Genomic DNA, 13,655 nt, shown 5'->3' on the forward strand with positions numbered 1-13,655 from the left:
AGATGTGTATAAGAGACAGGTGATGCTGTGGCTCGTCGCCACCGGCTTCTTCATGCAGACGCTCGACTCCACGATCGTCAACACCGCGCTCCCCGCGATGGCGACGAGCCTCGGCGAGTTGCCGTTGCGCATGCAATCGGTGGTGATCGCCTACTCGCTGACGATGGCGGTGATGATCCCGGTGTCCGGCTGGCTCGCCGACAAGCTTGGCACGCGGCGTGTGTTCTTCAGCGCGATCCTCGTGTTCGCGGTCGGCTCACTGCTGTGCGCCAACGCGCATACCCTGAATCAACTGGTGATCTATCGCATCGTGCAAGGCGTGGGCGGGGCGATGCTGTTGCCGGTTGGGCGGCTCGCGGTGCTGCGTACCTTTCCGGCGGAACGCTATTTGCCGGCTTTGTCGTTCGTGGCGATTCCCGGACTGATCGGACCGCTGATCGGCCCGACGCTCGGCGGCTGGCTCGTAAAAATCGCTTCGTGGCACTGGATCTTTCTGATCAATGTACCGGTGGGGATCGTGGGTTGCATCGCCACATTCATCTTCATGCCGGATAGCCGCAACGAGCACACCGGCAAGTTCGATCTGAAAGGCTATCTGCTGCTGATTTTCGGCATGGTGGCGATTTCATTCGCGCTCGACGGCCGCACGGAGTTTGGCATCCAGCACGCCACCGTGCTGGTGCTGCTGATCCTCAGCCTCGCCTGCTTCGTCGCCTACGGTTTGCACGCCGTACGCGAACCCGCGCCGATCTTCCCGCTCGATCTGTTCAAGATCCACACCTTCAGCGTCGGCCTGCTCGGCAATCTGTTCGCGCGGATCGGCAGCGGCGCGATGCCGTATCTGATCCCTCTGCTCCTGCAGGTGAGTCTCGGCTATAGCGCCTTCGAAGCCGGCATGATGATGCTGCCGGTGGCGGCTGCGGGCATGGCGGCCAAGCGCCTTGTCACGACGCTGATCGTCAAATACAGCTACCGGCGCGTGCTGATCGTCAACACGGTGCTGGTGGGCCTGACCATGGCGAGCTTCGCGCTCACCAGCGCCGGCCAGCCGCTGTGGCTGCGGCTCGTGCAACTGGCGTTCTTCGGCGCGGTCAACTCGATGCAGTTCACCGCGATGAACACGCTCACGCTCAAGGATCTCGGCACCGGCGGCGCGAGCAGCGGCAACAGCCTGTTCTCGCTGGTGCAGATGCTGTCGATGAGCCTCGGCGTGACGGTCGCCGGCGCGTTGCTTGCGACCTTCACCGGCCTCCTGCCGCGCGTGACGGCCGCCAACTCCCTGCCCGCGTTCCATGCGACGTTCCTGTGTGTCGGCATCATCACCGCCGGCTCGTCGTGGATCTTCGCGCAACTGTCGCCGGACATCCGTACACCCTCGAAAAAGACCGATCCTTCGGAGCGGACCTGAGTTTTGCGCCAGGTTGCGGTGGCGTTGCCCCTACCCGCCGCGCCCCGTCGCCGACCCGCAACGGGGCGCGGATCGCACCACCGAAGTGCGAATCATCGCCTGCGCGCACGCGCTTGCGCACAATCGCCGTACTGACAGCGGTAAGCGGGCGCGCACAGAGTGTTTCCGCACGCGCATAGTTCTTGCTCGCGTATCCTGTAAACTCACATTTTGCGCGTGCCCACTCGTGTCGAGCATGAGAAGCGCGCCGCCACTTCCACACGACTGACATGATGAGCATGATCGAACTCGATCCTCCCGGCTTCCAGCCGCCGCGCCCGATGGCCGGCGACGAAGGCTCCCGGCGCACCGTTCTGTACGGCGGCTACACGGTTTTCAGCGTGTTCCAGCCGGTTTTTTCGGTGTCGCACCGGCGTGCGATCGGCTATCACGCTTCGCTGCGCGCACACGACGAACATGCGCTGCAGGTGCCGTCGCACGAGGTTTTCACGCAGGCGGCGCGGCGCGGCGACCTGCTGGAACTCGGGCGGCTCGCCGAATCGCTGCATCTGGGCAACTTCAACGCATTCGACAGCCACGACGAATGGCTTTTCCTCAGCCTGCACCCGGCGGCGCTGATGGACACCAGTTACGGCGACGCACTGCTCGCCGGCCTCAAGGCGCTGGGCCTGCCGCCGCAACGGGTGGTGCTGGAAGTATCAGAACAGGCCGGCGGTGAAACCACGCGCTTCGCCGACATCATCGACGCGTTGCGCAAGTCCGGCTTCCTGATCGCGCTGGACGGCTTTGGCGCCAAGCATTCGAACATCGACCGCGTGTGGAATCTGCGTCCGGACATCGTCACGCTCGACCGCTGCATTCTCGCGCAAGCGAGCGAACACTCGCATATTGAACGCGTGCTGCCGGGCCTCGTTTCGCTGCTGCACGAATCCGGCCAACTGGTGCTGATGGGCGGCCTGAGCACCGAGCGCGATGCGCTGATCGCACTCGAATGCAACGTCGACTTCGTGCAGGGCGCGTACTTCGCGGGCCCGAGCGTCGAGCCGGTGAAACCGCAAGCGGCGGCCGGCCTGATGGACTCGCTCTCCGCGGCGCTACGCGAACGGGTTGCCGCGCGCGAACGCGCACAGTCCGCACGGCTCGCACCCTATGTCACGGCGCTGGAAACGGCGGCTGCCCAACTCGTGGCCGGGGAATCGGTGGCCCAGGCGACTGCGACGCTGCTCACGCTCGGCGAGACGGCACGCTGTTTCGTGCTCGACGGCTCGGGCCGGCAGATCGGCGACAACGTGCTACCGCCGGGGCGCGCTTCGCAACGCGCCAAGCGCTTCCGGCCGTTGCTGCATTCGCAAGGCGCGAGCTGGGAACGCCGGCCGTACTTCATTCAGGCCATGCGCGTGCCAGGGCAGGTGCACCTCACACCGCCCTACCTGTCGATCAACGAAGCGCACCTGTGCGTGACGGCCTCGATCGCCGCGCATACGCCGCACGGCACCCAGGTGCTATGCGTCGACATTAATTGGGAAGTCGCCGCGCATCGTAATTGAGGTAAGGGCGTGCCGCTGGATCCGCGCGAGCAGCTTCATGACGGCCGCGCGGCCCAGCAAGCGGTTGGCTGCCTGCAAACGCGCCGCGCTGGTGACGGCGCGCAACGCGACGATCTTGGTCGTTCCGCCCGCCAGACTTTGCGTGGACACGTCGATTACCGCGACAACCTCGCCTTCGAACAGCAACGCAATACACATTGCGCCTTCGACCGACACCACCTCGGCATGGCTCGCCTGATGCGCGAGCGCTGTCACCGTCTCCATCCAGGCCACTGGCGCCAGTTCCTGCGTGCACACCGGCGCGTCGCTGACGACTTCCGGCGCATCGCTAAAGAGCCGTAACAAGCCCGCCCGATCCTGCGCCTCCAGCGCCGTGCGCAAGCGTTCCACGATCCGCGCATGCGCGGCGGGATCCGGCCGCTCCAGCGGCGCGCCCGCACGCTGCAAACGCCCCTTGGCCCGATGGACGATCTGCCGGCAACTGGCCGGCGTTCGGTCGAGAATCTTCGCAATCTCCGCGTAGTCGCAATCGAAAGCTTCGTGCAGCACGAATGCCGCCCGCTCATCCGGCTTCAGACGCTCGAGCAGAAGCATCACGCCATACGACATCTCCGCCGCGCGCAAAGCCAGTTCCTCCGCGGATGGCGCCACCTCGTCGAGCAAGGGCTCCGGCAGCCAGCCGGCGGCCTGTGATGCGCGTTCGCGCTGCACGTGACGCAGCCGGTCGATAGCCGCGCGCGTGGTGATCGTGGTGAGCCAGGCGGCCGGTGTCTGCACCTCTTGCGTATCGGCGAGATGCCACTTGAGCCAGACGTCCTGCACCACGTCTTCCGCTTCGGCGCGGCTGCCGAGCATGCGGTACGCCAGCGCGAGCAGGCGGGCACGCACGGCCTCAAAGCTGGATGCCTTGTCGATTCCTTGTTCCGTCATGCGTTGACCTCCAGATCTGCATCCTTTTTACCTTGACGCTCGGGCTCCCGCCGATGTGACAGCCCAACGAAAAAATATTCCTGTCACGCCGCTGCCCTTCTTCTCGTCATAAGGACAACAACCCGCGCAGAGGGTGCGCGGTTGTTCGAATCGGCCACCGCTCCCGGCTACCGGCAACGCGCCACCTGAAACGAGGCAAACATGCATTCCAGCTATCCGTCCGTCACCGGCCTCGGCCTCGTGCCCACCGTGATCGAACAGTCCGGCCGCGGCGAGCGCGCCTACGACATCTATTCGCGCCTGCTGCGCGAGCGCATCGTTTTTCTGGTCGGTCCGGTGAACGAACAGTCGGCCAGTCTGATCGTCGCTCAATTGCTGTTTCTGGAATCAGAGAATCCCGACAAGGATATTTCTTTTTACATCAATTCGCCGGGCGGCTCGGTGTATGACGGCCTCGCCATCTACGACACGATGCAGTTCATCAAGCCGGAGGTGTCGACCTTGTGCACCGGCTTTGCCGCCAGCATGGGCACGTTTTTGCTGACCGCCGGCCAGCGCGGCAAACGGTACGCGCTGCCGAACGCGCGCATCATGATTCACCAGCCGTCGGGCGGCAGCCAGGGCACCGCTGCCGACGTCGAAATCCAGGCGAAAGAGGTGCTCTACCAACGCGAACGTCTCAACGCGATGATGGCCGAGCGCACCGGGCGCAGTATCGAAGAGATCGTCCGCGACACCGACCGCGACAACTTCATGTCTGCCCAAGGCGCGAAGGCGTACGGTCTCGTCGACGAGGTGCTCGAAACACGAGCGGCGCTAAGCAATCCAGGAGATCCGGCTCGTCACCGTGACATGTAGCGCGGCAAGGCCGCACCGCCAGAAACGTCCTCGCCCCCGGGCGGCTTTTTGCCAGCCCTATCGGTGCGCCGGAAACACAAAAGCTGATCACCTCCGCTGGAATCGCTATCATGGTCGCGATTCGTCGAATTCGACGATCGCTTCAATGGAGATATTCATGGCGTCATCCAACGAAACCGTCAGCATGGCGCTATTCTGCGACTTCGAAAACGTTGCGCTCGGCGTGCGCGACGCGAAGTACGACAAGTTCGACATCAAGCTGGTGCTCGAACGTCTGCTGCTCAAGGGCAGCATTGTCGTGAAGAAAGCGTATTGCGACTGGGACCGCTACAAGAGTTTCAAAGGCGCGATGCACGAGGCCAATTTCGAGTTGATCGAGATTCCGCACGTGCGCCAATCGGGCAAGAATTCCGCCGACATCCGGCTCGTGGTCGACGCGCTCGACCTCTGCTACACGAAATCGCACGTCAATACGTTCGTCATCATCAGTGGCGACTCGGACTTTTCACCGCTGGTGTCGAAGCTGCGCGAGAACAACAAGCAGGTGATCGGAGTCGGCGTGCAGCAATCCACCTCCGATCTGCTGATCGCGAACTGCGACGAGTTCTTCTTTTACGACGACCTCGTGCGCGAGAGTCAGCGCACGGTTGCCAAGCGCGAGTCGTCGCGCCCGCAACAGACCGCGCAGCAGACCGCCAAACGTACGCCCGACGAAGAAAAATCACGCAGCAAGGAAGACCTCGAAAAACGCCGCACCAAAGCGGTCGAGATCGCCGTGCAGACGTTCGACGCGCTCGCGTCCGAACGTGGCGACAGCGGGAAGATCTGGGCATCGGTACTGAAGAACGCGATCAAGCGCCGCAAGCCGGATTTCAACGAGACGTACTACGGCTTTCGCGCATTCGGCAATCTGCTGGAAGAAGCGCATGCGCGCGGGCTGCTCGAATTCGGCCGCGATGAGAAGTCGGGCGCGTACGTTTATCGGGGCGCGGCTGGAAATGCGGGTGCCGAAAACGTGAACGAGCCGGCCGAAGCGGGTGAGTCGGCAGAACAGATTGTTGAAGCACAGGTTGCCGAAACCGTTGTCGCCGAGTCGGGCGGCAAGCACGAGTCGCGCCGCCGAGGCCGCGGCAATCGCAAACCCGGTCGCGGCCAGCAGGAAGCAGTGCAGGAAGATCGTGCGGCGGTTGAGCACAGCCGCCATGCACAGGCTCAAACTGACACGGGGCACACGCACGCGCCATTGGCCAGTGAAGCCGTTTTCGAACAGCCGGAAGCCGCCTGGATAGAACCGGAGGCCTTTGCGGCTGAACCGGTCGCGGTAGCCGAAGAAGAGGCACAGGAAACGAGCGGCACCCAACCTGAGCGCCGCAAGGAACGCGCACCGCGCAAGACAGCCGCGAAGAAAACGAAGAAGGCAGCACCGCGAAGGATCGACGAGGTACCGGAAATCGCGGCGCCTGCTGAAGCACCGGTGGCGTCGGTCGCCGAAGAAAAAGCGCCCGTGGCCGCCAAGAAGGCAGCGCGCAAAACCGCCCCACGCAGTCGCCGTCCGCGTAAGACAGCGGCAACGAGCGAGGTGGAATAAGCGTCTCACTTTGCGTCACGTGCACGGATTTCTTCCGGTACGCCCATAGCAATGTGAGTGCCGCCGCGCAAACTCCGCTCCAAACAAAAAGCCCCTGCTCGCAATGAACAGGGGCTTTTCCATTTCCCGTTCGTAACACCTACAGCAAACCAAACACCGCCACCCCATTCGTCGCGCCCACAAACACTTTGCCGCGCGCGATCATCGGCGTGATGAACTTGTTGCCCGCGCCCCATTGATCGCGCGCGCCCGCCTGATTGCTGTTGTACAACTCATGCGCAAGGTTGCCTGCGTCGTACGCATGCAAGGCACCCGTCGTGCCGTTTTCCGCCACCCAGACGATGCCGTTGCTCGAGCCATTGGCCGACACGGCCGGCGTCGCGCCGGGATAGGCAAACGTGGTTGGACTCTTTGACGATGCGGTGGTCGCGAGAAACGCACCGGAGATCGGCAGCGCCTTCAGGTTATCGTTCCAGCCGCCGTAATAGACCACACCGTTGTAATAAGCCGGCGACCCCCAGATGCCGCCCGCGAGCGTGCCGGTCAACACCTGCCAGTTATTGTTCGCCGTGGGACTGAACTTACCCATCGAGTCGCGATCGACCACATAGATCAGATTGTCCTTGCCCGCCGCCACCGCCAGGTGTTTGACGACGCCGCCCGCGGTCGTCTGATCCGGCAACAGCATCACGCCGCCCGAACCGAAATCGTTGTCGGCATTTGCCTCGGCCACGACGTTATCCATGGCGAAGTAATCGGTGACCTGCAGGTTTCCTAAGGACAGCTTCATCAGCGAGTTGCCGAAGTCGCCGTCGACGGGAAAGCCCTGCGCATTCAGCGTGGTGCCGAACGTGCCGTTGCCGTCGACGACGTAAATCGAAGTGCCGTCCGACGCCATGCCTGAGCCGGCCATCCAGATCGATCCCTGGCTGCCGTTCGGTGCGACGTCGAACACGCTGGTCCGCTGCAACGTGTCGGCGCTATAGGCCATCAACCAGCCGGTGTAAGCACCCGACATGCAGTGCGCGGTCCAGCCCATATAGACGTTGCCGCCGACCAGCGTGAGCGCCGCGCGCACCGCGTGCAGCGACGGATTGAAGGTGATGGTGCCGTTGACGCTCCCCGCGCCGCTGCCGGGGAAGCTCGCCGCAATCTCCGTCGGCCCGCCAAGCACCTCTGCCCCAGTGGTCAGATCAAGCGCATGCAGCCGATGATGGTACGCACCGCTGCCGTCTTTGGTCATCGCCACGGCATACAGCACACCATTCGCGCCGCGATTGCGATCGATCACCGGCGTCGACGTAATGCCGATTTCCGGCGTGATGTCCTGGCAACCGCGGTCGTCGCTGGATGTCTCGCCGCTGCCGACCAAGGAGACCTTCCACAATTGCGCGAAGGTGGTGGCGTCATACGCGTACACGCTATCGTGTTCGGTGGCGACGTAGACCACGTCGTGAGCGGTGCCGACAATCGACAGACTCGTGACGAACAGCGGCTGCGCATCGACCTTGCCGTCCGCGGCGAGAAACGCCACTTTGCCGAAGCTCGCTGAATTCACGTTCGCGAGCGTCAGCGTCGTCTCGGCGAGCATCTGGCCCGTGCGGGCGAGATCGTTGTGATGCATCAGCACGTCGGTGGCGAAGGTCGCCGTTCCCATCGACGTGCCACCCGAACTGGTTGAGCCGGTGCCACCACTGCCGGTCGTCGAGCCGCCACCGGTGGTGCCGCTGCCGGCTGCCGAGCCCGTACCCGATGAGCCACCCGATCCGCCGCCGCAAGAAAGGAAGCAGCCAGCGACGAATGCAATCGCCAGCCACTCGCACACACGGGACCACATACTCGGATTGAACGTGCCGGTTTGCGGTCGCTGCATGGTCGCCTCGTTGGCACGATGTCCGGCTCACTCCGTGCGTCGGGCTGCGTCAAACGGCGGAGTCAGAAACGGCGGATGCCGGCAGGGATGGAGTGGAGTTTGCGGGCTGTGCGGAACCGCCAGACAGGTGGCGTCCCTGACCCTCCATTCAAACGTACGCCCTTTGCCGGGCGGCTTGCCGCCATCGTTTCGTGTCTTTCCGCCAGACATGACAAAAGCTCTACAGCAACAAGCTTGCCTGCTCCCTGGCGCAAACGGTTAGTTTCTGCGCAGCGAGGTTTCCGATCGACCTCAGTAATACGGGTAAGGCGCGTACATCACCGGAGGCGGCGCGACATACCTCGGCGGCGGCGCATAGTAGTACGGCTGAGGTGCGTAATAGACCGGCTGCGGCGCATAGTAGGCCGGTTGCGGCGGCTGCGAGATGGTGTTGCCTTTCGAGGTCATGCACTGCGCGTAGGCCGCGTCGTAGCGCGCTTGCAGGCCCGCCGCGGAATACTGCGCGCCATTCGCGCCGTTCGCGCCGCCGATCAGCAACCCGCTGCCCGCGCCGATCGCCGCGCCGGCGCCCGCATTGCCCGCCGCCGCACCGGTCAGTGCGCCGACCGCCGCGCCGCCAAGCGTGCCCAGCGCGGCGCTGTTCACGCTGTTCGTGGTCGCCGCCTGGGCAGCCGCGTTCGGGTCCGTCGAGCGGTTCGCGTAGTCGCGGCATGCATAGTCGTCCTGCTGGAACTGCCCGAGCGGCTCGCCGCTACGCGGCAGCGCGACCACGCTTGGGCCGCTCGGCGGCAAGACCGCGCAACCGCCGAGCGCGAGCGCAACGACGGCGGCCGGTAGGGCGAGGCTTATCGACTTGGTGCTGGAGATCATGTTCGTGCGCTTCAAAGACATCGGAATTCAAACGTTATGCCAATCTGTATCGTCCTTGGTTACGAGATCGTTACAGATTTTTTTTCGCTTACATTCTCGCCCGCGTCCGCGCGGCACGGTCTCGCCCACCGGCGGAGGGCGCGGTCATCGGCATCGGCATCGGCATCGGCATCGGCATCGGCAAATGTCGACGGATTCCGATACGACCGGGGCCGCATCGACACAGCCTTGATTGAACGCGCGCAAGGTCTGATGCGCAACGCTGACGAAGCTTGCCGGCAGCAAGGAATATGCAGTAACCCTTAAGTAAAAATGGATATGAATGACGAAAGATTTGACGCGCAAATGCGACGGCGTAGAAACGTGCAAACTTCATCTGTCGACCGCCGTGCACGAGCTGGCCTTCTGTTGAAGGCGCATGGCGTCGCCAAAATTGGCGACTAAAAAGCAGAAAGCCCTCACGAAGGAGGGCTTTCTGTTTTACTACCGTCTCCAGACTTCATTGCAGCGATCCGCTTAGATCTCCAGTTTCGCTGGATATCCGAACTATCTTGTCACGCTGCAACCGGCAAACTCACGCGAAGTTCTTCGACGCGAATGCCCAGTTGACGATGTTCCAGTACGCTTCAACGAACTTCGGACGCGCATTGCGGTAGTCGATGTAGTACGCGTGTTCCCACACGTCGATCGTCAGCAGTGCCTTCGCGTCCGTGGTCAGCGGCGTAGCCGCGTTGCTCGTCGACACCAGGTCGAGCGAACCGTCAGCCTTCTTCACCAGCCATGCCCAGCCCGAGCCGAACGTGCCGACTGCGGTCTTGGCGAATTCTTCCTTGAACTTCTCGAACGAACCCCACTTGGCGTTGATCGCGTCAGCCAGTGCGCCGGTCGGTGCACCGCCACCTTGCGGCGACAGGCTGTTCCAGAAGAACGTGTGATTCCACACCTGAGCAGCGTTGTTAAAGATGCCGCCCGATGCCTTCTTGACGATCTCTTCGAGCGACAGGTTCTCGAACTCCGTGCCCTTGATCAGATTGTTCAGGTTGGTCACATAGGTCTGGTGGTGCTTGCCGTAGTGGTACTCAAGCGTCTCTTCCGACATGTTCGGAACGAGTGCATTTTTTGCAAACGGCAGCGGCGGGAGCGTATGTTCCATGGTGCTTTCCTTGAGTCTGTATCTGTTGTGGGGGAGTCTGCGGATAACGCTTTAGAGCACTCGATTGTAGGCGAGTTGGAATAACCCCGCAAACCAACGGACTTTATGCCCGGCATCGGCGAACACGCCGCACACATAGCGTAATTAGTGCATTCGCACGGGCTGTGCCCGACTCTCGCGACGGTCAAAAATGCGCTTTTGCGTGCCGTCGGCGAAGTGTCAGAAACCGTCGGTCAAGCGCGGTTGCACGTCGGCGAGGGCAATGTCCGCCGCGCCTTCGGCGAGATGCACCGTGAGGCGCCGCCCCGGCTTCAGCGACGACGGCGAGCGCACCGCGCGGCCGCTCTGTGCATCGAGCACGGCAGCATAGCCACGCTCCAGGGTGCGCTGCGGACTTAGTACTTCGAGCCGGGCAGCCAACGTGTCGATGCGCGCGGACTGACGTTCATGCTGGCGTAACAATGCCGCGTCCAGACGCTGCGAGAGCATGCCGAGCTTTGCCTGATGCGCGGCGAGATCCGGGCGCCAGCGCTGCCAGCGCATCTGCAACAGAGAAAACCGCGCTCGGGCGTCACGCACGGGACGCGCGCCCGCCGATGCCAGCCGCACGCTCAATTGCTGCAAATGCGTGCGCTGCCGCGCGAGCCGCTCGGCCGGCGACACGAGCCGGCGTGCGAGCCAGTCGAGTTGTTGGGCGCGCCGCTCCATCATGCGGCCGAAGCCACGAGCGAGCGTCGCATGCCGATGATCGAGTTCGCGCAGCAACAGCACGCGCTGCGGGCTGACGAGTTCGGCGGCACCGGTGGGCGTCGGTGCGCGCACGTCGGCGGCGAAGTCGGCGATCGTGAAATCGGTTTCGTGACCCACGCCGCTCACCACCGGTATCGCGCTTTCGGCAATCGCGCGCGCCAGCACTTCTTCGTTGAACGCCCACAGGTCTTCAATCGAGCCGCCGCCGCGGCACACGATCAGCACGTCGACTTCGCGCCGCGCGCTGGCAGCATCGACCATGGCCGCTACTTTGGCACTGGCGCCCACGCCCTGCACCGGTGCCGGGTAGACGATCACAGGAATATGCGGGGCGCGGCGAGACAGGGTGGTCAGGACGTCGCGCAATGCGGCGGCCTGTAACGACGTCACGATACCGATCGCACGCGGATGGGCCGGCAAAGCGCGTTTGCGTTCGGCGGCAAAGAGGCCCTCGGCTTCGAGTTGCGCCTTCAGCCTGAGAAAGGCTTCATAAAGACGCCCCTGCCCCGTGCGGCGCACCGCTTCCACATTCAGTTGCAGCTCGCCGCGCGGCTCGTACATCGTCACCAGCGCGCGCACTTCGATGCGATCGCCTTCGCGCGGCGTGAACTCGGCGTATTGCGCGCGACCGCGGAACATCACGCAGCGCATCTGTGCCTGCGCGTCCTTGATCGAGAAATACCAATGGCCGCTCGCGGCACGCGTGAAGTTCGACACTTCCCCGGACACCCAGACGAGCGGAAACGAGCGTTCGAGCATCGTGCCAATCGCACGGTTGAGCGCGGAAACGGGGACGACAACTTCACCGCCGGGCGTAGCCGACGAGGAAAAAGGGCTTTCGGGATTCATGCGAGGAATATCGGTGACTGGCCGGACAGACGATAGACCGAGTGGCCATCGGCGTCCAGCACAGCAGACGAATTGTTAAAAGTGTCCACATGTCGGGAGCCGTTAGACGAATGCCGCCAGATTGCCCGCCAGGTCGCGTGAATTGGAAGCATGTCTTTGATTTATATGGATTTTGCATCTCGTTAAAGAGAACGATTGCCGATACGGAGCGCTCGGCGCGGCCCTCTCAGACCGTTGATGGGCAGGTTCTCCACAAAGTTATCCACAGGCTGCGAGCATCGTTCGGAGCCGTGACTTGCCGTGCGGCGCAAGGCGCGCGACTTGCCGGGCGGGACTTGCGCGCGCTAGAGTGGCGGGTTCGGCGGTATGTTGAACGTCCGCCACGCTCGCCATGATGGCCCATTGACTGCACACTGCGGGCACACTGCGCGAGTGCAGCGGATGCAGCCGCTGCCTGACCTTTTCGCTTCACTTTTCGACTGTCCGGAGAACCGCGTTGATGCTTGCACCGCGTATTGCGCCTGGCGCTTCCATGCCGCCGTCCCGGCCCCTTTCGCCCGTCCCTGCGGCTTGCCGATGAGCGGACTGAGCGACCGTCTCGAAGCACGCCTCGCGCGCGAGTGGCAGCAGCGTGGACCGCTTGCGTGGGCGCTGACGCCCTTCGCATGTGTGTTTGGCGCGATTGCCTCCGCGCGCCGCGCCGCTTTCTCGTTCGGCTTGCTGAAATCCGTGCGCATTGGCGTGCCGGTGGTGGTGGTCGGAAACGTGACCGTCGGTGGCACCGGCAAGACGCCGACCGTCATCGCCCTGGTCGAAGCCTTGCGCGCCGCCGGCTTTAAGCCGGGCGTGGTGTCGCGTGGCTATGGCGCGCGCGTCAAAGGACCGACGCGGGTTCTCGCGACGTCGGCGGCAAGTGTCGGCGGTGACGAGCCGCTGCTGATCGCGCGCCGCACCGGCGCGCCGGTGTGGGTCTGCCCGGATCGCGTCGCGGCCGCGCAGGCGCTGTGCACCGCGCATCGCGAAGTCGACGTGGTCGTCAGCGACGACGGCTTGCAGCACTACCGTCTCGAGCGCGACGCCGAACTGGTGGTCTTCGATCACCGGCTCGGCGGCAATGGTTTTCTGCTGCCGGCCGGTCCGTTGCGCGAGCCGCTGTCGCGCCGCCGCGATGCGACGCTGATCAACGACCCGTACGCCCGCACGCTGCCCGCATGGCCGAATACGTTCGCGCTGCAACTCGCGCCCGCCGACGCCTGGCATCTCGACAACCCCGGTCTGCGCCGCCCACTCGCGCAATTCAGCGGCGAGCGCGTGCTGGCCGCGGCCGGCATCGGAGCGCCGGAGCGTTTTTTCGCGACGCTGCGCGCGGCTGGCCTCTCGCCCGCCACCCGCGCCTTGCCGGATCACTACGCGTTCGAACGCAATCCTTTTGCGGACGTCGACGCGGACGCCATCCTGATAACTGAAAAGGATGCGGTAAAATTAGGGTCCTGGCACGACGCGCGCATCTGGGTTGTCCCTGTCGAAGCCGCGCTCGATCATCGCCTCATTGCATTAGTTGTGGAGAAAGTCCGTGGACGCTCGCCTGCTTGAAATTCTCGTCTGCCCGATCTGCAAGGGCCCGCTCAGCTACGACCGTTCCGCGCAGGAACTGATCTGCAACGCGGACAAACTTGCCTATCCGATCCGCGACGGCATTCCCGTGATGCTGGTCGACGAAGCACGGCAGACCGTGGAAGGCACGCCGGTCGATCTGAATCCGGGCTCTGTGGCCTGAGTCAGCTTTTGCCCGACGCGGGGCGGGTGCGGCGCGAGACCATCCAGCTCGC

The 13,655-nt window shown here is 63.7% G+C and carries 11 protein-coding genes; 6 read left to right on the forward strand and 5 right to left on the reverse strand.

Features of this window, described 5'->3' with window-relative positions:
- Positions 1-22 precede the first annotated feature (22 nt).
- The gene (mdtD, locus tag FSO04_RS04665; RefSeq protein WP_154558595.1) at positions 23-1,408 is read left to right on the forward strand and encodes a multidrug transporter subunit MdtD; all 1,386 of its coding nucleotides are present in this window, start codon (positions 23-25) and stop codon (positions 1,406-1,408) included.
- 272 nt (positions 1,409-1,680) lie between these two features.
- Positions 1,681-2,955, forward strand: coding sequence for an EAL domain-containing protein (locus FSO04_RS04670; protein WP_154558596.1), 1,275 nt, complete (start codon positions 1,681-1,683; stop codon positions 2,953-2,955).
- On the opposite strand, the gene FSO04_RS04675 is transcribed toward FSO04_RS04670, so the two are convergent.
- The gene (locus tag FSO04_RS04675; protein WP_154558597.1) at positions 2,911-3,885 is read right to left on the reverse strand and encodes a sigma-70 family RNA polymerase sigma factor; all 975 of its coding nucleotides are present in this window, start codon (positions 3,883-3,885) and stop codon (positions 2,911-2,913) included. The genes FSO04_RS04670 and FSO04_RS04675 overlap by 45 nt on opposite strands.
- A gap of 201 nt (positions 3,886-4,086) precedes the next feature.
- On the opposite strand from FSO04_RS04675, the gene clpP reads away from it, so the two are divergent.
- Together clpP and FSO04_RS04685 are read left to right on the forward strand one after the other, a co-directional pair.
- Positions 4,087-4,743 (forward strand): ATP-dependent Clp endopeptidase proteolytic subunit ClpP, encoded by a 657-nt coding sequence (gene clpP / locus FSO04_RS04680; protein WP_154558598.1) that lies wholly within the window; start codon positions 4,087-4,089, stop codon positions 4,741-4,743.
- Between the two features lie 157 nt (positions 4,744-4,900).
- Positions 4,901-6,331 (forward strand): NYN domain-containing protein, encoded by a 1,431-nt coding sequence (locus tag FSO04_RS04685; protein WP_154558599.1) that lies wholly within the window; start codon positions 4,901-4,903, stop codon positions 6,329-6,331.
- A 139-nt stretch (positions 6,332-6,470) separates the two neighbouring features.
- On the opposite strand, the gene FSO04_RS04690 is transcribed toward FSO04_RS04685, so the two are convergent.
- From FSO04_RS04690 to xseA, 4 genes are all read right to left on the reverse strand, one after another.
- Positions 6,471-8,204, reverse strand: coding sequence for a PQQ-binding-like beta-propeller repeat protein (locus tag FSO04_RS04690; RefSeq protein WP_154558600.1), 1,734 nt, complete (start codon positions 8,202-8,204; stop codon positions 6,471-6,473).
- A gap of 291 nt (positions 8,205-8,495) precedes the next feature.
- Positions 8,496-9,074, reverse strand: coding sequence for a glycine zipper family protein (locus FSO04_RS04695; protein ID WP_154558601.1), 579 nt, complete (start codon positions 9,072-9,074; stop codon positions 8,496-8,498).
- Positions 9,075-9,648: 574 nt separating this feature from the next.
- Positions 9,649-10,227, reverse strand: coding sequence for a superoxide dismutase (locus FSO04_RS04700; RefSeq protein WP_054034297.1), 579 nt, complete (start codon positions 10,225-10,227; stop codon positions 9,649-9,651).
- Between the two features lie 219 nt (positions 10,228-10,446).
- On the reverse strand, positions 10,447-11,826 hold the full coding sequence (xseA, locus tag FSO04_RS04705) for an exodeoxyribonuclease VII large subunit (protein WP_154558602.1): 1,380 nt from the start codon (positions 11,824-11,826) through the stop codon (positions 10,447-10,449).
- 576 nt (positions 11,827-12,402) lie between these two features.
- Here xseA and lpxK point away from each other — a divergent pair.
- Both lpxK and FSO04_RS04715 read left to right on the forward strand, forming a co-directional pair.
- The gene (gene lpxK / locus FSO04_RS04710; RefSeq protein WP_154558603.1) at positions 12,403-13,419 is read left to right on the forward strand and encodes a tetraacyldisaccharide 4'-kinase; all 1,017 of its coding nucleotides are present in this window, start codon (positions 12,403-12,405) and stop codon (positions 13,417-13,419) included.
- Positions 13,400-13,603 (forward strand): Trm112 family protein, encoded by a 204-nt coding sequence (locus FSO04_RS04715; RefSeq protein WP_006050060.1) that lies wholly within the window; start codon positions 13,400-13,402, stop codon positions 13,601-13,603. Before lpxK ends, FSO04_RS04715 begins: the two co-directional genes overlap by 20 nt.
- The last annotated feature ends 52 nt before the right edge of the window (positions 13,604-13,655 follow it).

The sequence above is a fragment of the Paraburkholderia madseniana genome (assembly GCF_009690905.1).
GTDB classification, from domain to species: domain Bacteria; phylum Pseudomonadota; class Gammaproteobacteria; order Burkholderiales; family Burkholderiaceae; genus Paraburkholderia; species Paraburkholderia madseniana.